The organism is Paraburkholderia heleia NBRC 101817, from assembly GCF_000739775.1.
GTDB classification, from domain to species: domain Bacteria; phylum Pseudomonadota; class Gammaproteobacteria; order Burkholderiales; family Burkholderiaceae; genus Paraburkholderia; species Paraburkholderia heleia.
In genome coordinates, this window is record NZ_BBJH01000015.1 from 14,374 (window position 1) to 34,758 (window position 20,385).

The window sequence follows — 20,385 nt, forward strand, 5'->3', positions numbered from 1 at the left end:
GGCATGAAAGTACTGGTAATCGAAGACGAGCGCAAGGTCGTGGACTACTTGCGCAGCGGACTCACGGAGCAGGGCTGGGTCGTGGACGTCGCCATGGACGGCGAGGAAGGCGCCTGGATGGCCACGGAATACGACTTCGACGTGATCGTGCTCGACGTCATGCTGCCGAAGCTCGACGGCTTCGGCGTGCTGCGCGCCGTGCGCACGAAGAAGGACACACCGGTCATCATGCTGACGGCGCGCGACCGCGTGGACGACCGCGTGCACGGCCTGCGCGACGGCGCCGACGACTATCTCACGAAGCCGTTCTCGTTCCTCGAACTCGTCGAGCGGCTGCGCGCGCTCACGCGGCGCGCACGCACGCAGGAATCCACGCTGATTTCGGTGGGCGACCTGCAGGTGGACCTCATCAGCCGCCGCGCGACGCGCGACGGCGTGCGTCTCGATCTCACGGCGAAGGAATTCCAGCTGCTTTCGGTGCTCGCGCGGCGGCGCGGCGAGATTCTCTCCAAGACGCTCATCACCGAGCTGGTCTGGGACGTGAATTTCGAAAGCAATGCGAATGTAGTGGAAACGGCGATCAAGCGGCTGCGCGCCAAGCTCGACGGCCCGCACGCGGCGAAACTGCTGCACACCATACGCGGCATGGGCTACGTGCTCGAAGTGCGCGAGGAAGGAGGCCAGACGTCATGAAACGCTCGATCTCGCTGCGGCTTTCGGCGATGTTCGCAGCGGTGTCGCTCGTCGTGTTCACGCTCACGGGTGCGGGTCTCTTTTTCCTGATGCAGCGTCAGCTCTTCAACGAGTTGCGCGAAACGCTCGACACGCGCGCGCGCATTGCGAGCCTGATCGTTTCGCACGCACCGGACGTGCAGAAGTGGGCCTTCGTGCAGGAAAAGCTGCGCGATCTCTCGCCAGCGGACAGCCGCATGCATTACTACGTCGAAGGCCCGGATCCGCGCTTTCGTTTCGGCACGCCCATCGTCGGCAAGGTTACCGGCGACGTGGGCCCGAATCATGTGCTTGTGCGCCCGCCCGGCTGCAGCTACGACATCATCACGACGACCTTTATCGTGCCCGCGAGCGGTGACCGTCCCCAGGTGAAACTCGTGGTCGGCAGCGACTGCGTGCGCACCGAAAGCATGCTGCGGCGCTTTGGCATTGCGCTCGGCGTGCTGATCGCGCTCTCCACCATCGCGGTCGCCCTGCTGAGCCGCGCGGTAACGCGCTTCGGACTGGCGCCGCTCACGCGCCTCTCGCGCGAGGCCTCGCAGTTGAGCCCGTCGAACCGGCGCCAGCGTCTGCACGCGGACGAACTGCCCGAGGAATTGCACGAACTCGCCACCTCGTTCAACGGCGCGCTGGAGCGTCTCGACAAGGCCTACGAGCGCCTCGAATCGTTCAACGCCGACGTGGCGCACGAGCTGCGCACGCCGGTGAGCATCCTGATCGGCCAGACCCAGGTGGCGCTTACGCGTGACCGTTCGGTCGAACAGCTGCAACAGACGCTGCAATCGAATCTTGAGGAATTCGAACGATTGCGCGTGATCGTGAACGACATGTTGTTCCTCTCGCGCAGCGATCGCGGCGAACGCGCGACAGACCTGACGGAAGTGTCGTTGCGCTCGGAGATCGAACGCATGCTCGATTTTCTGGAAATGCCGCTGGAAGAGGCGCAGCTGCGCGTGCAAGTGCAAGGCGACGCGCGCGCATGGGTGAATACGTCGCTGATCGGCCGCGCTATGAGCAACCTGTTCGTCAACGCGATCCAGCATTCGCAGCCCGGCACGACGCTGCGCGCCACGGTCGCGCCGCAGAACGGCCACGTCGAGATCGCCGTTTCGAATCCTGGCGAGCCGCTCGATCCGGTGACGCGCGAGCACATTTTCGACCGCTTCTACCGCATCCAGGAGGCACGCTCGAACAGCCACGAAAACCACGGGCTCGGGCTTTCGATCGTCAAGGCCGTGGCGGAAATGCACGGCGGTACGGTGTTCGTGCGCAGTGCGGACGGCGTCAACACGTTCGGGTTTTCGGTGGCCGTGGACGGCGCCGACGCGCCCGAAGCGCCCATTGCCGGTATCGCACGCCAGGGCCGCGCCGGCTTGCCGCTGCACGTATCGCCCTGATGCAGCCGTCATGCAGCCCTGAAGCCGCGCTTACACGGGCTCGTCTTCCACGGGCGCGCTTTCGTTTTCGATGTTGTGCTGGTCCTTGCGCAGCAAGTCCCAGCAACTGATGAACAGCGCGGCGACGAGCGGCCCGATCACGAAGCCGTTGATGCCGATGAGCGAAATGCCGCCGAGCGTCGAGATCAGCACGACCCAGTCGGGCAGCCGCGTGTCCTTGCCCACGAGCACGGGGCGCAGCACGTTGTCCACGGTGCCGATCACGACGGAGCCGAAGACGATCAGCCCGACGCCCTTCGCCACCGCGCCCGTGGAGAGGAAGTAGATCGCAATGGGCCCCCACACCAGCGCCGCGCCCACGGCGGGCAACAGCGAGAGCAGCATCATCACGAAGCCCCACAGCAGCGCCCCCTGAATGCCGAGCACCCAGAGCGCGATGCCGCCCAGGCCGCCCTGCACGACCGCCACCGCCACGTTGCCCTTCACCGTCGCCCGGATCACCGTCGTGAACTTGCGCATGAGATGCAGCTTGTGCTGTTCGTCGAGCGGAATGGCGTCGCGCACGAGCCGCGATATTTCGCGGCCGTCGCGCACGAGGAAGAAGAACAGATAGAGCATCACGCCGAAGCTCACGAGAAATTGCAGCGTGTTCTGCCCGACGGAGAGGGCACGCGTGGCGACGAACTGGCTGATCTGAGCGGCGCCCGCCGAAAGGCGCTGCTGCAGACCCGGCAGATCCATGAGGTCGTAGCGCGCGAGCAGGTTCTGAATCGACTCGGGCATGGCATGGACGATCTGCGTGAAGTACGCGCCGAAGTCGAGGCTGCCGCTGCGCACCTGCTGATACGCGGAGGCGACCTGCTGCACCAGCGTGGCCGTCACCAGCGTGAGCGGAAAGATCACGATGACGAGGCAGATGGTGAGCGTAATGAGCGCGGCAACGTTGTGCCGCCGCCCGAGGCGCGCGACGAGCCGGCGCTGCACGGGCTGGAAGATCAATGCGAGTATGGCGCCCCAGAGCACCGTGCTGAAGAACGGCGCGAGGATGAAGCAAAGCGCGATGGACACCGCGGCCAGCAGCAAATAGAACGACGTCTGGTGAAGGTGTTTGTTGCCTTCCATGTGCGATGAATTCCAGTTAAAGCGGCGGACGGACTACCGGCAGCATCGTCCGATGATACCGGCAAGGCGTCGCGAGCCGTCGCGCGCAGCGCGCCCCGGTGGGTTACCGTGCGCCTACCAGCCGCACGCGCGTAATTTCCGAAGGCGCGCCAAGGCGCTTGGGTGGCCCCCAGTAGCCCGTGCCGCGGCTCGTGTAGACCCACAGGCTGCCGAGCTTTTCGAGGCCCGCCGTGAACGGCTGCTGCAGCCGCACGAGAAAATTCCACGGGAAGATCTGGCCGCCGTGCGTGTGGCCGGAGAGTTGCAGCGTGAAGCCCGCGTCGAGGGCGGCGTGGGCCGTGCGCGGCTGGTGCGCGAGCAGGACGCGCGTGTCGACGTCGGCTGGCGCGCCGCGCAGCGCTTGCGCCGGATCGCTGCGGTGCGCGGGATCGAACTGGCCGCCCGTGTAGTCGGTCACGCCGGCCAGTACGAGCCGCGCGCCGCCACGCTCGATCACCACATGCTGGTTCATCAGCACCGTGAGGCCGATGCGGCGGAACTCGGCAATCCAGGCATCCGCGCCCGAGTAGTACTCGTGGTTGCCGGTCACGAGATACACGCCGTGATGCGCAGTGAGCTTCCCGAGCGGCGCGGTATGGTCGGCGAGATATGCCACGCTGCCGTCCACCACGTCGCCCGTGATGGCGACCACGTCGGCATCGAGCTGGTTCACGGCGCGCACAATGGCATCGACGTAACCGTGCTTGATCGTCGGCCCGACGTGAATGTCGCTCAGTTGCACGATGGTGAAACCGTCGAGCGCCGCGGGCAGACCGCGAATCGGCACCTCGACGTTGCGCACGCGCGCGCGCCGCCGGGCGTTGAAGAAGCCGAACCCGGAGGAGAGGAACGCAAGCACGATCACGGCGGCGGCGCTCACGGTGCGCCAGCCGGCGAGATCGATTGCCTTGGGCCACAGTGCCTCCACGGTCATGGCCGAGGCGAGCACGATGTCGCGCGCGACGGTCAGCATGAGCAGCGACGAGAAGAAGCCCATGGCGAGCATGCCGATCCAGGCGAGGCGGTCGCCGAGCGGCTGGCGCTTGAAGCGCCGCGCGAGCATGCCGGGCGGAATGAACAGCACCGAGAGCACGAGCCACAGCACGGCGAGCCATTTGCCCGCGGCGGGCACCGGCAGGTCGGGAATCAGGCGAAAGCCGACATAAGCATGCAGCAGCACGCCGATGGCAATGAAGCGGACCAGAAACGAGAGTCGGGGCATGGCGGCGCAAATGGATGAGAGCGGACCGGCGTGGACTGGCGCGCCGCGTACGGCGCGCTGCAGCAAAGCCCAATCGTCGAAGTCCGATCGAAAACCCGGTGGACGGGTCGGTACAGGTAGGCTGCGTTGCATTTTACCGGCGCAGCAGACTTCGTGCCGTTCGGTGGCGGCGGTTTCCGGATGCGCGTGCTGTGATGCGCCATGAAGGAGTCTGGTGATTGCGCATGAACATACATGCATGCGTGTATGCATAGGCTTCGACGCTTCACAGTCTATACGTGTGGCAGTGCGGCATTTCCCTGGATTGCCAGCGCGATCCCCCTGGTTGCACCATGTTTCCGTGGGGGCCGGGCGCACTCTATTAAACGTCCATTGAATCGGCCCCTGCGATGGACTATGCTCGAAACGAGGCCCGCGCGGTTTCGGGCGCTCTGGGGGAGACGGATCATGAAAGGAATCCGGCCGGTCGCACATGGACTGCATGAGGGTTTGCATGGTCGTCACGTGGGGTATGAGGGCAGTCATGTCATGCTGCCGATGGTCGTTCTCTCGATCATGGCCATCGCGCTGTATATCGCGGTCAAGCACATCGATATTCTCGAAATTGGCCGAAGCGCGTTATTCGACGTCGTGATGGTGTTCGTCGCGCTCGGTATTGCGGGCATGTTCGGCGTGCTGGGCGCCTGGCTGCGATCCCGCACCACCGACGAACCCGCCGAAGGCTTCTGCTTCGTCGGCGCGCTCATCGGCGCGGCAGTGTTCTACATCGCGCTGCTCACCTGATTCGTTTGTTTGCAGTTTCGATTGATTCGCTATCCTGCGAGGACGCGAGGCGGCCGGGCCCGCGCCGTGCGAAACTGCCTGTTTCCCGCTCGATAGAAGCACTCCCGATGTTCGATCTTTTCGACGATACGCCTGCCCCCGACGTGGCCTGGCATCCGTCATGGCTCGCGCCGGAGGCGGCGGCAGAGGCGCTTGCGCGCATCATCGCCGAGGCCGACTGGCGTCAGGAACGCATTCGCACGCCCGGCGGCTGGGTGGACCAGCCGCGCCTCACAGCCTGGCAGGGCGACGAAGGCGCGGTATACGTCTATTCAGGCATCCGAAACATTCCGCAGCCGTGGACCAGCCAGGTCGCCGCACTGCGTGACGCCATTTCGGCGCTTTGCGGCGTGCGCTTCAACAGCGTGCTGCTCAACCGCTATCGCACGGGCGCGGACAGCATGGGCTGGCACGCGGATCACGAACCCGAACTCGGCTCCGAGCCGGTGATTGCCTCGCTGAGCCTCGGCGCGACGCGGCGCTTCGACTTGCGCCACAACGCGACGGGCGTGGTGCGTTCTTTCCGGCTGACGAGCGGCAGCCTGCTCGTGATGCAGGGAAAAACCCAGGCGCAGTGGCGGCATCGCGTGCCGAAGGAGCCTGCTGTGAACGGCGAGCGCGTGAATCTCACGTTTCGTGTGATAGCGCCGAATTTTCGGGAATAAGCGGCAAGATCGCTGTGGATCGATGGAAAATCGCCGATCTTCGATCCACTTGCCGAGCGTGCAGGAGTAACTTTGCGCTAAAAATCAAATAAGAATTTATGCGCATAAACACCGAAATCGCCGTTAGTGCTGCGATCAGTCGTCCGCGCCGAGCCGGCGCTGCACGATCGCGACGAGCCGTTCCAGCGGCAAACCCGAGCCCGCGAGCGCGGTCACCTCGGGATAGTGCTCGCGCGCGATGTCTGTGAGCACCTGGCCAGGCGGCGCTTCGACCAGCACGCTCGCGCCCGACTCGATCATGACCGTGAGCGCGTCGTACCAGCGCACCGTGTAGCGCATGTTGGTGGCGAGATCGGCGCGGATGGCGTCGGCGCTGTAGAGCGGCCTGCCGCCGCGATTGTCGATATAGACGCCGCGCGGCGCACGAAATGGTATGTCGCGTGCCCACCCGGTGAGCGCCTCGGCGGCGCCGGACAATAGTTCGCAATGCGAAGGAACGGCCACGGCAAGCCGTTGCGCCTTGCGCGCACCGGCGCCGAGCGCGCGGGCCGCGAAGGCTTCGAGCGCGCCGTCGGCGCCGGCCACGACGATCTGGCGCGGCGCGTTGACGTTCGCCACGTACACGCGCTCGCCGCCTTCGCGAGCATGCGCGTCGGCGATCGTTTCCACCTGCGTCTCGGTCAGCCCCGCGACGGCCGTGAGGCCATAGCCCGAGGGCCACGCGCTTTCCATCAGCTCGGCGCGTTTGCGCACCATGTGCAGCGCGTCGCCAAACGCGAGAGCCTCGCAGCTTACGGCGGCCGCATAAGCGCCCACGGAAAGCCCTGCGCTGAATTGCGGCGCGAGTCCTTCGTGCGCGAGCGCGCGCGCCACGGCCACGCCCGCGACCGTGAGGCCGATCTGCACGGCAACCGTGGAGCGCAAGGCGTCGTCGCTGTCGAGCGTGAGGACGTCGAAGCCGAGTGCCGCCGACGCCTCGTCGAGCGTCGCCCGCACGGCGTCGTGCTGCGGCAGTGTGTGGAGGAAGCCGGCGTTTTGCGCGCCCTGGCCCGGAAAGAGCAGCGCGAGTGTCATGCCGCTTGCCACGGGTCGGCGACGAGTTGCGCGCCGCTGGAGGCGCGCGCCAGCACGCGCGGCTTGTGCGCCGCGAGTTCGGCGAGCGCGACGCCGCCTGCGGGTGTTTCGAGCTGCGCGTCGATGCGTGTGCCGCAGCGGCTGGCGGCTTGCGCGAGCGTTTGCGCCAGCGAGTCGATGGTCGCGCGTGAGACGCGCTGCGGCAGGCGAATCAGGATGTCGAGGTCGCTCGATGCCGTGAGGGTGGGAACGCCCGTTGCGAGTTCGAAACCGGCGCTGCCTGTCGGGCCCCAAACGTAATTGCGCAGCGGCGCGGCTCTCGTGCGCAGGGCGGCGAGCGCGATGAACGCGGGCAGCGCGCGCCGCGCGCGAAGCGGCTCCACTGCGGGCAGATGCTCCGGAGCGAGGGATGCTTCGATATCCTCAGTATTGAGCCACGTGCCGAAACGCTCCGAACGTACGCTGCCGCGCACGCCTACCGCCACGAAACCCGCCGCCGCGCGCGTGCGCCGCACGACCACCCAAGGCGCGCGGGCAAGCGCTGCGCGTACCCAGTCCGGTTCGTCGCCCGATGGTGTATGGCGCGCGACGCGAAGCAGGTCGTGCGCGCGCCAGCGCGCATCGTCCACGCGCGGCGCGTCGACAGCGAACGGCGGGGCGGCGCGCATGTGCATCAGCTGGCGTCCCACTGTTGCGCGAGGCGCTTGCGCACCTCGATCGACGCCGCGCGCGTACGCTGCGCCGACTCACCCTGCAGTCGATGCGCGAGCCCGCTCCTGTCGCCGCGTGCTTCCCGCACCTTCTGTGCGAGCACATCGCGCACGTGTGCGATCTGCGCTTCGCCCGGCGCGTCCGCATCGACGCCTTCGATCAACTCGTCGAGCAAACCAAGCTTCGCGAACGAAGCCATCGAATACGACATCGGCACGATCTTTTCGCCCAGCTCGTCGAGGTCTTCGACGCTGCGCCGCGTGACGCGCGCAGCCGCTTCCTTGCCCATGGCGTGGACCATCGTGCCGGGCGCGTCGAGCGCGACGATGCGATTGGCCTGGTAGCCGTGCGCGAGAAACGCGCCCGACATGGCGGGCCCGACGATCAGCGCCACGATGGGATGCCCCGCGAGGCGCGCGCTTGCGTAGGCGTCCACGGCCGAGGCGCAGGCGAGGTGAATGCCGAGCATCTCCTCCCGATAGCCGTAAGCCTGGCTCTTCACATCCACGATCGCGATGATGGGGCGGCGCTGGCCGCTCGCGGCGTCTTCGGTCATCGCTTCGCGCACGGCCTTCGCGAGCTGCCAGCCTTGTTCGAGGCCCACCACGTTCTCTCGCGCGCGTGGAAAGCGGTTCGCGGGATCGGGTGCGACCGTGATGAAGCGCGCGGTTTCGCTGCCGAGCGGCGCATCGGCATATTGCACGCACGCGCCCTGCGTGTGCGCGCCCGCGAGGGCGCGCAGCCAGCGTGAGCCTCGGCTCGTCGTCGTGTCGTTCATGCGTTTTCTCCGCTCGGGTTCAGGGGCGAAGCGGTGAATACCGCACGCATCGTTTCAGGGGTGACGCTCGCGGGATCGATCTGCGCGAGTTTCGCGAGCGTGGCATCCACATCCGCCGAGCGCGGCGTGCGCGGCGCGCCTTGCGCAAACGCCGCGCGCACGGCGGCGCGCACGTCGTCCACGGCGTCTTCGACGAGCGCATCGGCGAAGCCCGTCTGCACGCGCTGCTCGCCGCCGATCAATCGCCACACCTGGCGGCGGTCGCTCGAATCGAGTTCCTCGATGCCGGCTTCCTGCTCGATCACCTCCGGACCGTTCATGCCGAGGCGGCCCTGCTTCGTCATCACGAGCGTCGAACACAGGGCGGCCGCGAGCGACATGCCGCCAAAACAGCCCACCATGCCCGCGATCACGCCGACCACGTTCACGTGTGCGCGCAACGCGACGATGGCCGACTGGATCTCTGCAATCACGGCGAGGCCGAGATTGGCCTCCTGCAAGCGCACCCCACCGGTTTCGAACAGGATGACGGGCCGAACGATCTTGCCGCGCCCGCAGTCGGCGAGTGCCAGTTCGAGTGCGGCGGCGATCTTGCTGCCCGACACTTCGCCGATGCTGCCGCCCTGGAATGCCGATTCGATCGCGGCGACGACGGCGGGCTCGCCGTCGATGGTGCCGCGCGCGATCACCGCGCCGTCGTCGGCCTGGCAGACGATGCCCTGCAACGGCAGCCACGGCGATTCGATACGGTCGAACGGCCCAAGCAGTTCGCGGAACGTGCCCGCGTCCAGCACGGCGGCTGCGCGCTCACGCGCGCTCAATTCGATGAAGCTCTCGCGCAGCAGCGTGGCCGGCGTCAGTGGATTCGTGCCGCTCATGACTGCGCCTCCTGCGCGGCTTCCACGGCTTCCGCGAGCCGCAGCGCCACCACGCCGGGCGTGGCGCCGAAGTCGTTGATCTCGATGAGCGCCGCGCCGTCGTAGCGCGTGAAGAAGCGGTCGAGCACGCTCTTCCAGATGTGGCTATAGCCGTCCACGCTCGTATGCACGACCACGCGCGCCTGCATGTCGCTCGCGGGCTGCAGCAGCACTTCGAGATCGCCCGAGCCCACCACGCCCACGTGGGCGCGCGTCGTCACGGCGCGTTGCGCCGGATAGTCGAATGTCAGTTGTTCCATGAAACCGTCCTCCCGCCCATGCGGTGCTGAACCAGTCTGTCGATGAAGAGCGTCGCGGCGAGCAGATCGGCCGCGCCACCCGGCGATGCGTTGAGTGCGAGCAGGCCGCGTTCGAGCGCGTCGAACGCGGCGCGGCCGGCTTGCGTGGCGAGGCCGCCGGCGTCGCGCACGCGCTGCGCGCCCGCTTGCGCGGCCTCGCGCCCGGCGAGCCCCGCGCGATGCAGCACGCAGGTGTCGTCGAGCGAGGCCATGATCGCGAGCAGGGCGTCCACGCGCGCGTGGGCTTCTTCGTGGCCTTGCGCGCGTGCGGCGTGCAGGGCGGGCAGACCCACGCGCACGACATGCGGAAAGCTTTCTTGCGCTTCGCTGCGCGCGCCGCCTACGTGGTAGCGCTGCCGCACGCGCTCTCCGTTGCTCTGCGCGGGCTGCGAGAGCAGGTCGTCGAAGCGCGCGATCTGTGCGGCCGTTTCGCAGATGTGCGCCGCGTGGGCACACTCGCCGTCGCTGCCTTGCGGTGTATGCGCGATCGCTGCGCCCGCCACCAGCAGCCCGACAATCCAGATCGCGCCGCGATGCGCGTTGCTGCCTTGCGTCGCGCGCATCATGGCGGCTTCGCCGGCGCGGCCGATGCGCGCGAGATCGGTGCGCAGCGCCGTGCCGGGCGAGGCCCCGCGCGAAGCGCGCGCGAGCGCTTCGAACGTGGGTTCGAGCGCGTGCGCCGAACGCAGCATCGTCGCCAGATCGAGATCGTTGTGCGCGCCACTACCGCGCGCGTCCACGAGCGCGGGCTTGGGCGTGAGGCGCGCCTCTTCGATCAGCGCGTCGCGGGCGAAGCGGGCGAGCAGCGCGCTGGAGGAGGCGAGCCGCGCGTCGCCGGCGTACGCGATACGGCGCGCGAGACCCGCCGAGCCCTCGGCAAGCACCGCAAAAGGAGGCGTACGCATCGCGCTTACCAGCTGCGGAAGCGGGCGGGCGGCGTGTAAAGCCCGCCCGACCAGGTCACCAGATCGTCGATGCTGCGCGCCGCGAGCAGCGAGCGCTTGGCTTCGCCGCGCAAAATGCCGAGATCCTCCGGGAACTGCACGATGCCGCGCCGGCGCAGTTCGTCGGTTTTCTGCGGCTGCGCGCGCAGGCCGATGGGCGTCACGCCCGCCACGGCCGCGAGCGCGGCGCGGCGCTCGTCGATGCCCTCTGCGCGATGCAGGTGCGCAATGCCCTCTTCGGTCACGACATGGCTCACGTCGTCGCCGTAGATCATCACGGGCGCGACGGGCATGCCGCTCTTCTGGCCCACGGCGATGGCGTCGAGTTCGTCGACGAAAGTCGGCTCGCCGCCTTTCTTCCAGGTTTCCGCCAGTTGCACCACGAGCTTGTGGCCGCGCGAAACGGGACCATTGTCCTTGAGCAGCTTGAGCCACGCTTCGCTCGCATGGCGCCGGCCGCGCGGATCGTGGCCCATGTTCGGCGCGCCGCCGAAGCCCGCGAGCCGGCCGCGCGTGACGGTGGACGAATTCGCGTCCGCGTCGATCTGCAGCGTCGAGCCGATGAAGAGATCCACGGCATATTGCCCCGCGAGCTGGCACAGCACGCGGTTCGAGCGCAGGCTGCCGTCGCTGCCGGTAAAGAACACATCGGGCCGCGCGGCGATATAGGCTTCCATACCCACTTCGCTGCCGAAGCAATGCACGCTTTCCACCCAGCCCGATTCGATGGCGGGAATGAGCGTGGGGTGCGGATTGAGTGTCCAGTTGCGGCAGATCTTGCCCTTCAGGCCGAGCGATTCGCCGTACGTGGGCAGCAGCAATTCGATCGCGGCGGTGTCGAAGCCAATGCCATGATTGAGCGCGGCGATGCCATAGGGTGCGTAAATGCCCTTGATGACCATCATCGCGGTGAGCACCTGCAGGTCGCCGATGTGGCGCGGATCGCGCGTAAACAGCGGCTCGACCGCGAACGGCCGGTCGGCCTGCACGACCATGTCGACCCAGGAGCCAGGAATGTCCACGCGCGGCAGTTCATCGACGATTTCGTTGACCTGAACGATCACGATGCCCTGGCTGAACGCAGCGGCTTCAGCGATGGTCGGAGTGTCTTCGGTGTTCGGGCCGGTGTAGAGATTGCCGTGGCGGTCGGCTTTTTCGGCGCACAGCAGCGCGACCTGGGGAATCAGGTCGACGAACATCCGCGCGTACAGCTCGACATAGGTATGGATCGCGCCCACTTCGAGCTGCCCGTCTTCGAGCAGTTGCGCGACGCGCAGGCTTTGCGGCCCCGCGAACGCGAAGTCCACGCGGTGCGCAATGCCGCGCTCGAACAGCGTCAGGTGCTCGGGGCGGCTGATGCTCGAAATCAGCAGGTGAACGTTGTTGACCTTGGCCGGATCGGCTTTGGCGAGCGAGCGCGAGAGGAAGTCGGCCTGCTTCTGGTTGTCGCCTTCGAGCGCGACGCGGTCGCCCGGGCGGATCAGCAGTTCGAGCGCGTCGGTCATGCGCGAGGCGGGCAGCACGCCGTCTTCGAGCCAGCCCGAAACGGCGGCGAGGCGGCGGGCCTTCTCGTCGCGGCGCGTGGTCCACGAACGCGGCGCGAGGCCGGGCGAGGTTGGCGTATCAGCTTGAGGCTTCATCGGCAGTTCGGCTCCGTGAGCGGGAAGAGGCGGCGCGCGGCTTCGCGGCGGCAGTGTGTGCCGAAGGCGGCACGGAGGTTGCCGCCGCGGGCAGCGCGGCGCGCTCGGTCAGGAAACGGTAGATGAGGTCGCCCGTGCCGAGCAGGTGCTCGGCCACGAGCCTTTGCGCCATGGGCACGTCCCCGCGCTTGACGGCAGCGAGAATTTCGGTGTGCTCGCTATCGGATTCGCCCTTGTATTCGGGAAAGCCGAATTTCAGGCGCAGATAACGCTCGCCGCGCCGATGCAGCGCGGTGAGCATCTCCAGCAGCTGCGGGCGGCCGGCGGGCGCATAGAGGCTCATGTGAAAGGCCTCGTTGCGCGCGACATAGAGCGACGGATCGCGCTCGCGCTTCGCGGCGGCGGCCAGCGCGCTCACTTCGCGCAGCGTGGCGACCGTGTGATTCGGAATGGCGAGGCCGAGCGCGAGGCTTTCGAGCGCGGAGCGGATTTCATAGATTTCGCGTGCCTCGTCCGCGGAAAGGGAGGCCACGCTCGCGCCCTTGTTGACCTCGATCTTCGCCCAGCCTTCGCTCGCGAGCTGGCGCAGCGCCTCGCGCACGGGGATCGCACTAACCGAAAAATGCCGCGCGATCGCGTCCTGGCGCAACGGCGCGTCGGGCGCGAGCTTGCCCTCGACGATCGCGCTGCGCAGGGCGTCGGCGATCATGCGCGAGGTGCTGGTGCGGGGCGCGGCAGCGCCTTCCAGGGGAAAACCATTCGTTGCGTCGCTCATGAGATCAAATATTATATATAAAACGACCAAGGCGAAAGCCTCGAAAACCCGCAACACAGCAACACCAGATTCACTATAGACGGGTAAGAAGAACGGGGGCTGACAGGGAGTTCCTGAAGAGGGCCGGCACTGCCGCGGCCTGCGTTTCCGCGTTTCGCGGCGTGCGTGCGCATCTTGCTGCGCGGGCTGGCGAGGCATCAAAGGAGAGAGGAGCATCATGAATTCGATCACCGAGTCCGCGCGGCGAACTCGCACCAAGACACCGCTCAACCGGTCGCAGATCGCCGGCTTCTGGGGCGCCTGGGCAGGCTGGACGCTCGACGGGATGGACTCGTTCATCTACGCACTCGTGCTCACGCCCGCGCTCACGGAGTTGCTGCCGCGTTCGGGCTATGAGGCGAGTGCGGCGAACGTCGGGCTTGCCGGCTCGATCCTGTTCGCGCTCTTCCTCGTGGGCTGGGGGCTGTCGTTCATCTGGGGGCCGCTCGCGGACCGCTTTGGCCGCACGCGCGTGCTGGCCGGCACCATCTTCATGTTTGCGATCTTCACGGGACTTTCGGCCACCGCGCAGAGCGTGTGGTCGCTCGGCATCTACCGCTTTCTGGCGGGCGTGGGCATCGGCGGGGAGTGGGCGCTCGCGGGCACCTACGTGGCCGAATCCTGGCCCGAAGACCGCCGCAAGATGGGCGCGGGCTATCTGCAGACCGGGTATTACGCGGGCTTTTTCATTGCGGCCGCGCTCAACTACACGGTCGGCGTGCACTTCGGCTGGCGCGCCATGTTCCTCACGGGTGCGTTGCCGGTGGTGGTGGCCATTCTCGTGCTCACGCGCGTGGAGGAACCGGCCAAGTGGCAGAAGTCGGAGGCGAGCCACGTGCATCGCGGCAGCCCGCTGCGTGAAATCTTCGGCGACGTGTATCGCTTGCGTACCGTGGTTGCGTGCGCGTTGCTGACGATCGCGATCATCGGGTTGTGGGCAGGCGCGGTTTATGAACCGTCCGCGGTGATCCAGCTGGCGACGAAGGCCGGTGCGAACAAGGCCGAGGCGATCCGCACGGCTTCCATCGCCACGGGCATCCTGTCGATCGGCACGATTCTTGGCTGCCTCGCACTGCCGCCCATGGCCGAGCGTATCGGGCGCAAGTGGACGCTCGCCGTCTATTTCGCGGGCATGGCCGTGACGATCGCGGCGAGCTTCGGCTGGGCATTCTACCTGGAGAACGGACTCGTGCCGTTCATCGCGCTGCTCTTCGTGCTGGGCTTCTTTGGCGGCAACTTCGCGCTGTTCAGCCTCTGGCTGCCCGAACAGTTCGAAACGCGTGTACGCGCGACGGCGTTCGCGTTCTGCACGTCGTTTGGCCGCTTCGTGGGCGCGGGCGTGAACTTCCTGCTGGGCGCGGCCGTGCTGCGTATGCACACGCTTGGCGTGCCGGTGGCGCTGACGGCGCTGGCCTTCGTGCTCGGGCTCCTGATCATTCCGTTCGCGCCGGAAACGAAGGGCCAAACGCTGCCCTCCTGACCCCCTATGCGGCGCGCCGGTTAGCGCCGCGCCTTCACGAGCCTCGGCGGCAGCAGGCGCCAGCCGAGATTGACCCCGAGGCTCGCCGCCACGATCAGCGCCATGCCCGCAAGCTGGGGCGCGCTCAGCGCGCGACCGTAGACGATCGCATCGACGGCGATCGCCGTGAGCGGATACACGAACAGCAGCACGGCGATCACGGGTGTCGTCAACATCGGCAGCGCGCCATAGATCAGCACGTAAGAAAGCCCGGTGTGCAGCACCCCCATGCCGACGAGCCATCCCCACTGCGTGGCGGAAATATGCGCGAGTTCGAGCGGCGCAAAAAGCGGCGCGATGAGCGGCAGGCACACGGAACCCACCACACACTGCGTAAGCGTGAGCAGATGCGGGCGAAAGTTGCGCAGGCTCTTGGCGATCAGCGTGACGCTCGCATAGAGCACCGAGCCGCCCAGCGACTCGCCAATGCCGATCATGTAGCTCGTGCGATCGGCCACGTGCGTCTGAGCAAGCACGCCGGAAGCAAGCACGAGCCCCACGAACGCAATGCCGATCCAGCCCAGCCGGTCGGCGCCGAGCCGCTCGTGAAAGAGCGCCGCGCCCATCAGCACGACCCAGAACGGCTGCACATGGAACACGACCGTCGAAACGGCAATGCTCGTGCGATGGATCGCGTCGAAGAAAGCGACCCACTGCGTGACCATCAGCACACCTGAAATCACCGCGAGCGCGAGCGTGCGGCGCGTGAACTGCCGCGGCGAGAGCCAGCCCTTGTATGCGCAGTACCCGGCGAGCGCGAGCATGCCGAAAAAGCAGCGGAAGAACACGAGCGTGAGGGCGCCGAGGCGCGCCTCCTCGACGAACACGCCGATCGTGCCCATCAGGAGGCCACCGCCCGCGAGCATGAGGACGCCTTGCTGGCGGTTGCCGTGATGTTCGGATTGCATGGCCGGAACTGGGGAATTGAAAGCGGGTTGGAGAGAACTTAAGTATTCGCGAGTTGCGGGGTGCGGGCAAACGAATTAAATTGAAGAATTCCATCAACACAGCTTATAAATCGCTTCCCCAGCCGCGTATGAACCCCGAATTCGATATCGATTTGCTGCGCACCTTCGCTGCCGTGGCGGATGCGGGCAGCTTCACGAAAGGCGCCGTGGCCGTGCATCGGTCGCAGGCGGCCGTGAGCATGCAGATCAAGCGGCTCGAGCAGATGCTCGGCACCACGCTATTCACGCGCGACACGCGCAATCTCGCGCTCACGCGCCCCGGCAACACGCTGCTCGAATATGCGCGGCGCGCGCTCGACCTGCAGGAGGAGGCGTGGGCGGCGCTCGTGCGGCCCGAGGTGACGGGGCGCGTGGTGCTCGGCGCGCCCGACGACTATATGGCGTCGCTGCTTTCGCCGGTGTTGCGGCGCTTTTCGACCCTCTACCCGCATGTGGAGATCGAGATCGTCTGCGCGCAGAGCGTCGCGCTTGGGCCGATGCTGGCGGACAACAAGATCGATATCGCGTTCGTCACGCGCGACCGCAAGATGCGCGGCGAATTCGTGCGCGCCGAGGAGATGGTCTGGGTGGGGTCCGCCACCGATCCCGCGCCGCTTGCCATGTCGCCGCTGCCGGTGGGGCTCTACGAGCATGGCAGCGTGGCGCGCGCGCATACCGTGGCCGCGCTCGACGGCGCGCACATCCGCTACCGCGCCGCGTATAGCAGCGCGAGTTTGATGGGTTTGACGGCGACGGTGGAGGCGGGCATTGCGATCGTCGCGCTCACGCGTTGCAGCGTGCCCGCGCGTTTTGCGATCCTCGGCGAGGCGCAGGGCCTGCCGAAGATCGAGCCGCTGGAAATCGTGGTGGCGCGTAGCGTCAAGTCGAACCGGCCGACTTGCGATTACCTCGCGCAGCAGATGGTGCAGGACCTCTCGGTGCCGCGTCAGCGCGGGTAGACGCTCACTTCGCCGCCCACCGCAAGCCGCACGCGCTCGCCTTCGCGAGGCGTGCGATAGCCGGGAACGCGCGCGCGGACCGTTGCGTGCGCATCGATCAGCTGCAGCGTGAGCGCAGCGTCCTGACCCTGGAAGGTGACGGCGCGCACCACGGCTTCCAGCGCGCCGCCGTGTTGCGCGGATTCGGGCAGCACGTCGATCTGCTCAGGGCGCAGCATCACGTCCACGGCGCCTTCTTGCGCATGCTGGTCTTGCTGGACCGGCAGCGCGCCGAGCACACAATGCGCTCGCCCGTTGGCCACGTTACCCGGCAGCAGCACCGCCTCGCCGATGAAGGCCGCGAGTTCGCGTGTGGCCGGGCGGCGATAGAGCGTTTGCGGCGGCCCGCTCTGCAACAGCTTGCCTCGCAACAGAACGGCGACCTCGTGGCCGAGCGAAAGCGCCTCGGCCTGGTCGTGCGTGACGAGCACGGCGGTTGCGCCTGCCGAGGCCAGCGCGCGCGCCACGGCTTCGCGCGTTTCGATGCGCAGCGCGGCGTCGAGTGACGAGAACGGCTCGTCGAGCATCACGAGGCCGGGTGAGGGCGCGAGCGCGCGGGCAAGCGCCACGCGTTGCTGCTGGCCACCCGAGAGTTGCTGTGGCGCGCGCGACGCACAGGATTCCGGAAGACCGACGAGTTCGAGCAATTCGGCCACACGATGGCGCGCGCGCCGCTGCGCACGCGGCAGGCCGAACACGATGTTCTCGGCGACAGTGAGGTGCGGAAAGAGCGCCCCCTCTTGCGGCACGTAGCCGATATGACGCTGCTCGGTCGGCAGATGCAGCCGGTCGCCTGCGACGCGGCGGCCGTCGATCTCGATTGTGCCGGCGTCGGCGCGCTCGAAGCCGCACAGCACGCGCAGCAGCGTGGTCTTGCCGCTGCCCGAAGGTCCGAGCAGCGCGACGAGCGCGCCCGAGCGCACGGAAAGATCGATGCCGTGCAGGACCGGATGGCCGTCGAAGGCCTTCTGGAGGCCGGAAATGCGAAGTGTGCTCATGGGACTCAGTGAGGCTCAGGCGTCGTCGGGCGGCGCGTTGATCGTATCGACCGGCACGTTGACCGTTGCATGGCCCGGGAGCGCGGAACGGCCGGCAAACGCGAACAGCAGGCCGGAAGCGGCGAGCGAAAGCGCGGTGAGCAGCGCGGCATAGGGCGCGGCGGCCGCGAATGCGAGGGTCGAGGTATCGGTCCAGACCTGTGTGGCGAGCGTGTGCGTGCCGATGGGCGCGAGCAGCAGCGTTGCGTTCAGTTCGGTGACCACCGAGATGAAGACCATCGAGGCGGCCGCCCCGAGGCCGGGACCCGCGAGCGGCAGCACGACGCGGCACAGCGTTTCGAACCACCCGAGGCCGAGCGCGCGCGCCGTCTCTTCGAGGCGCTGCTGCGCTTGCATGAGCGCCGCGCGCACGCTGACGAGCGCAAGGGGCAGACAGAGGATCGCGTATGCCGTAATCAGCAGCGTGGTGCCCTGGTAGAGCGGTTCGAGCGCGCGCACCGCGAGCGAGACGATGGCCAGTGCGATGACGAGACTGGGCACGCCCTGCGCGATGAAGGCCGTGCGTTCGAGAAAGGTGGCGGCGCGGCCGGGATGACGCGCAAGCAGGTAGGCGAGCGGCAGTGTGAGCAGTACGGTGAAAAACGCGGCCGTGAGGCCGAGGCGCAGCGAGGCGAAGGTGGTCGAAACCAGCAACTCCAGCGAGACGTCGGCGGGCGTGATCGCCGCCGCGCCGGGCTGCGTGAGCCAGTAGCCGATCATCGCGAGCGGCACGCCGAGCGTCGCCACATTGAGCGCGACGAAGCCCGCCGCGACGGGCCAGCGCCAGCGGCCGAGCACATGGCGCACGCTCGCGCGGCGCGTGCCGCGATCCACGCGTTCGTAGCGCGCGCGCCCGCGCACACGAAACTCGAGCACGAGACACACGAGGCAGAGCAGGATCAGCACGCAGGCCAGCAGCGAGGCGCCGCCGCCATCGAAGCTCGTGCGGTACTCCGCGTAGATCTCGGTGGTGAACGTGCGAAAACGCAGCAGCGTAAATGCGCCGAATTCGGAGAGCACGCCAAGTGCGACGAGCAGCATCGAGCCGAACAGCGCGGGCCGCAATTGCGGCAGCACGACGCGCACGAAAACGGCCCAGCGGTTGCAGCCGAGCGCGCGCGCCGATTCTTCGAGCGCGGGGTCGAGGCCGCGCAGCGCCGCGGCCACGGGCAGGTAGACGAGCGGGAAGTAGGCCGTCGTGATGACAATGAACGCGCCGAAAAAGTCCTGCAAATCGAGGCTCAGGGAGACCCACGCGTAGCTCGTGACGAAAGCGGGCATGGCGAGCGGTGCGGCGGCGAGGAGCGCCCAGGCGCGCCGCCCCGGCACATCGGTGCGCTCGACGAGCCACGCCACCGCAGTGCCGAGCACGGCGCTGGCAAGCGTGGCCGAAACGGTGATCGAAAGCGTGTTGACGAGCAACTCGCCTACCAGCGGCCGGAAGATCAGCTCGGCGGCGTCGGCGAGACCAAAGGATAGTGCGCGCCAGAACGTCAGCGCGAGCGGCAGCAGCACCAGCAGCGGGCCGAGCGCGGCGGCCGCAAAGAGAGCGTGCGGCACACGCTGACGCGCGCGCGGGGGAGGGCCCCCCGCGAGATCCACTTGATGAGACTCAGGCACGGCCTGCGCGGCAGTAACGGCTTCGCTCACGATATTGCTTCGTATTCCATATCGATTACAGCAGGCCGGCCTGACGAAGCAGTCTGCCCGCCTGGCTGTCGTCGCCGAGCTGCTGGATGGTCAGCGCGGGCGGCTTCAACTGGTCGAACGGCTTGTTGATAGGGTCGCTCGCCACGCCTGGACGCAGCGGATACTCGAAGCTGATATGGTCCTGCGCCATCAGCTTCTGCGCGCGCTCGCTCACGAGGTAGGCGAGGAACTTCTGCGCACCGTCGACATTGTGCGCGGACTTCGTCACGGCGGCGCCCGAAACATTGACGAGCGCGCCCACGTCGCCATCGGCGAAATGCGCGACGGCACTCTGTGTTTTCTTGTCGCCGATCTCGGCGTGCAGGCGGTCCCAGTAATAATTGTTGATGATGCCGGTGGCGACCGCGCCGCGATTCACGGCGGCGACCACGCCTTCGTCGTCGTCGAAGATCTGCGAGTTAGTCTTCAGACCCTTGAGCCAGTCGAGCGTGGCGGCTTCGCCCTTCACGGCGAGCACGGCGTCGACGAGCGGCAGGAAGTCGGCGTCGCTCGGCGCGATGCCGACCTTGCCCTTCCAATCGGGTTTGGCGAGATCGAAAATCGACTTCGGCAATTGCGCGGGCTGTACCTTGGCCGTGTTGTACGCGAGCACGTTTTCGCGCGCGGTCACACCCACCCATTGTCCTTGCGGCGAGTTGAAGCGCGCGGGCACGGCGGCGAGCGTCGCTTGCTGCACGGGGGCGAGCAGGCCCTTTTCTTCCAGCAGCATCAATTCGGGCGAGTTCTCCGTAAAGTAGACGTCGGCGGGCGTCTTCCCGCCTTCGGCGACGAGTTGCGCCGCGAGCGCCGGACCTTCTCCGCTACGGACCTTCACATCGATGCCGGTCTGCTGCGCGAAGTCTTTCGCAAGCTGGTTCGTGACCTGCTCGTGCTGTGCGTTGTAGAGCGTGATCGAGGTCGCGTGCACCGCGAGCGGCAGCATGCCCGCAAGCGCGAGCGAGAGGGCGGCGGCGCGCAGCGGTGCGCGCATCAGGGAAATGTTCATATTGCTTCGTTAT

The 20,385-nt window shown here is 67.2% G+C and carries 20 protein-coding genes; 6 read left to right on the top strand and 14 right to left on the bottom strand.

From position 1 onward, the window contains the following. Nucleotides 1-3: 3 nt before the first annotated feature. Together BHE01S_RS14230 and BHE01S_RS14235 are read left to right on the top strand one after the other, a co-directional pair. Nucleotides 4-693 carry a heavy metal response regulator transcription factor gene (locus BHE01S_RS14230; RefSeq protein WP_042265081.1) on the top strand — a complete coding sequence of 230 codons (690 nt, stop codon included), beginning with the start codon at nucleotides 4-6 and terminating at the stop codon, nucleotides 691-693. Beyond that, entirely contained in the window at nucleotides 690-2,129 is a 1,440-nt protein-coding gene (locus BHE01S_RS14235) for a heavy metal sensor histidine kinase (RefSeq protein WP_042265083.1), read from the top strand. The genes BHE01S_RS14230 and BHE01S_RS14235 overlap by 4 nt, the downstream gene beginning before the upstream one ends. Before the next feature lie 30 nt (nucleotides 2,130-2,159). Here the strand turns inward: BHE01S_RS14235 and BHE01S_RS14240 are convergent, their stop codons facing one another. Beyond that, nucleotides 2,160-3,251 (bottom strand): AI-2E family transporter, encoded by a 1,092-nt coding sequence (locus BHE01S_RS14240; RefSeq protein ID WP_042265086.1) that lies wholly within the window; start codon nucleotides 3,249-3,251, stop codon nucleotides 2,160-2,162. Nucleotides 3,252-3,354: 103 nt separating this feature from the next. Beyond that, nucleotides 3,355-4,512: a metallophosphoesterase gene (locus tag BHE01S_RS14245; RefSeq protein WP_042265302.1), complete on the bottom strand. Its 1,158-nt coding sequence runs from the start codon at nucleotides 4,510-4,512 to the stop codon at nucleotides 3,355-3,357. A gap of 447 nt (nucleotides 4,513-4,959) precedes the next feature. Here BHE01S_RS14245 and BHE01S_RS14250 point away from each other — a divergent pair, with 447 nt between their 5' ends. Next, nucleotides 4,960-5,295 carry a hypothetical protein gene (locus BHE01S_RS14250; protein ID WP_042265088.1) on the top strand — a complete coding sequence of 112 codons (336 nt, stop codon included), beginning with the start codon at nucleotides 4,960-4,962 and terminating at the stop codon, nucleotides 5,293-5,295. Between the two features lie 107 nt (nucleotides 5,296-5,402). Further along, a complete protein-coding gene (locus tag BHE01S_RS14255) occupies nucleotides 5,403-5,999 on the top strand; it encodes an alpha-ketoglutarate-dependent dioxygenase AlkB family protein (protein WP_042265090.1) in 597 nt (198 codons plus the stop codon). A 135-nt stretch (nucleotides 6,000-6,134) separates the two neighbouring features. Here BHE01S_RS14255 and mdcH read toward each other — a convergent pair whose 3' ends face one another. The 8 genes from mdcH to BHE01S_RS14295 are packed head-to-tail and all read right to left on the bottom strand — an operon-like array spanning nucleotide 6,135 to nucleotide 13,137. After that, nucleotides 6,135-7,073 (bottom strand): malonate decarboxylase subunit epsilon, encoded by a 939-nt coding sequence (gene mdcH / locus BHE01S_RS14260; RefSeq protein ID WP_042265091.1) that lies wholly within the window; start codon nucleotides 7,071-7,073, stop codon nucleotides 6,135-6,137. Further along, a complete protein-coding gene (locus BHE01S_RS14265; protein ID WP_322787306.1) occupies nucleotides 7,070-7,741 on the bottom strand; it encodes a malonate decarboxylase holo-ACP synthase in 672 nt (223 codons plus the stop codon). Before BHE01S_RS14265 ends, mdcH begins: the two co-directional genes overlap by 4 nt. Before the next feature lie 5 nt (nucleotides 7,742-7,746). Further along, nucleotides 7,747-8,562 (bottom strand): biotin-independent malonate decarboxylase subunit gamma, encoded by an 816-nt coding sequence (gene mdcE / locus BHE01S_RS14270; protein ID WP_042265093.1) that lies wholly within the window; start codon nucleotides 8,560-8,562, stop codon nucleotides 7,747-7,749. Continuing rightward, nucleotides 8,559-9,440 (bottom strand): biotin-independent malonate decarboxylase subunit beta, encoded by an 882-nt coding sequence (locus BHE01S_RS14275; protein WP_042265096.1) that lies wholly within the window; start codon nucleotides 9,438-9,440, stop codon nucleotides 8,559-8,561. Before BHE01S_RS14275 ends, mdcE begins: the two co-directional genes overlap by 4 nt. Further along, entirely contained in the window at nucleotides 9,437-9,739 is a 303-nt protein-coding gene (locus BHE01S_RS14280; RefSeq protein WP_042265098.1) for a malonate decarboxylase subunit delta, read from the bottom strand. The genes BHE01S_RS14275 and BHE01S_RS14280 overlap by 4 nt, the downstream gene beginning before the upstream one ends. Continuing rightward, complete coding sequence (locus BHE01S_RS14285) at nucleotides 9,727-10,683, bottom strand: triphosphoribosyl-dephospho-CoA synthase (protein ID WP_084068866.1); 957 nt, start codon at nucleotides 10,681-10,683, stop codon at nucleotides 9,727-9,729. Before BHE01S_RS14285 ends, BHE01S_RS14280 begins: the two co-directional genes overlap by 13 nt. A gap of 5 nt (nucleotides 10,684-10,688) precedes the next feature. Beyond that, on the bottom strand, nucleotides 10,689-12,362 hold the full coding sequence (gene mdcA, locus BHE01S_RS14290) for a malonate decarboxylase subunit alpha (protein WP_042265100.1): 1,674 nt from the start codon (nucleotides 12,360-12,362) through the stop codon (nucleotides 10,689-10,691). Next, on the bottom strand, nucleotides 12,346-13,137 hold the full coding sequence (locus BHE01S_RS14295) for a GntR family transcriptional regulator (RefSeq protein ID WP_084068867.1): 792 nt from the start codon (nucleotides 13,135-13,137) through the stop codon (nucleotides 12,346-12,348). The genes mdcA and BHE01S_RS14295 overlap by 17 nt, the downstream gene beginning before the upstream one ends. 217 nt (nucleotides 13,138-13,354) lie before the next feature. Between BHE01S_RS14295 and BHE01S_RS14300 the strand changes: the two genes are divergently transcribed. Continuing rightward, nucleotides 13,355-14,656 carry an MFS transporter gene (locus tag BHE01S_RS14300; RefSeq protein ID WP_042265102.1) on the top strand — a complete coding sequence of 434 codons (1,302 nt, stop codon included), beginning with the start codon at nucleotides 13,355-13,357 and terminating at the stop codon, nucleotides 14,654-14,656. A gap of 20 nt (nucleotides 14,657-14,676) precedes the next feature. Here the strand turns inward: BHE01S_RS14300 and BHE01S_RS14305 are convergent, their stop codons facing one another. Then, nucleotides 14,677-15,603: a DMT family transporter gene (locus BHE01S_RS14305; RefSeq protein WP_042265105.1), complete on the bottom strand. Its 927-nt coding sequence runs from the start codon at nucleotides 15,601-15,603 to the stop codon at nucleotides 14,677-14,679. 128 nt (nucleotides 15,604-15,731) lie between these two features. Here BHE01S_RS14305 and BHE01S_RS14310 point away from each other — a divergent pair, with 128 nt between their 5' ends. Next, entirely contained in the window at nucleotides 15,732-16,601 is an 870-nt protein-coding gene (locus BHE01S_RS14310) for a LysR family transcriptional regulator (RefSeq protein ID WP_042265108.1), read from the top strand. On the opposite strand, the gene BHE01S_RS14315 is transcribed toward BHE01S_RS14310, so the two are convergent. From BHE01S_RS14315 to BHE01S_RS14325, 3 genes are all read right to left on the bottom strand, one after another. Beyond that, on the bottom strand, nucleotides 16,589-17,638 hold the full coding sequence (locus BHE01S_RS14315) for an ABC transporter ATP-binding protein (RefSeq protein ID WP_042265111.1): 1,050 nt from the start codon (nucleotides 17,636-17,638) through the stop codon (nucleotides 16,589-16,591). The two genes, BHE01S_RS14310 and BHE01S_RS14315, sit on opposite strands and share 13 nt — an antisense overlap. A 15-nt stretch (nucleotides 17,639-17,653) precedes the next feature. After that, nucleotides 17,654-19,279 (bottom strand): ABC transporter permease, encoded by a 1,626-nt coding sequence (locus BHE01S_RS14320; protein WP_407669520.1) that lies wholly within the window; start codon nucleotides 19,277-19,279, stop codon nucleotides 17,654-17,656. Nucleotides 19,280-19,352: 73 nt separating this feature from the next. Then, entirely contained in the window at nucleotides 19,353-20,372 is a 1,020-nt protein-coding gene (locus BHE01S_RS14325) for an iron ABC transporter substrate-binding protein (RefSeq protein WP_042265113.1), read from the bottom strand. Between the last annotated feature and the right edge of the window lie 13 nt (nucleotides 20,373-20,385).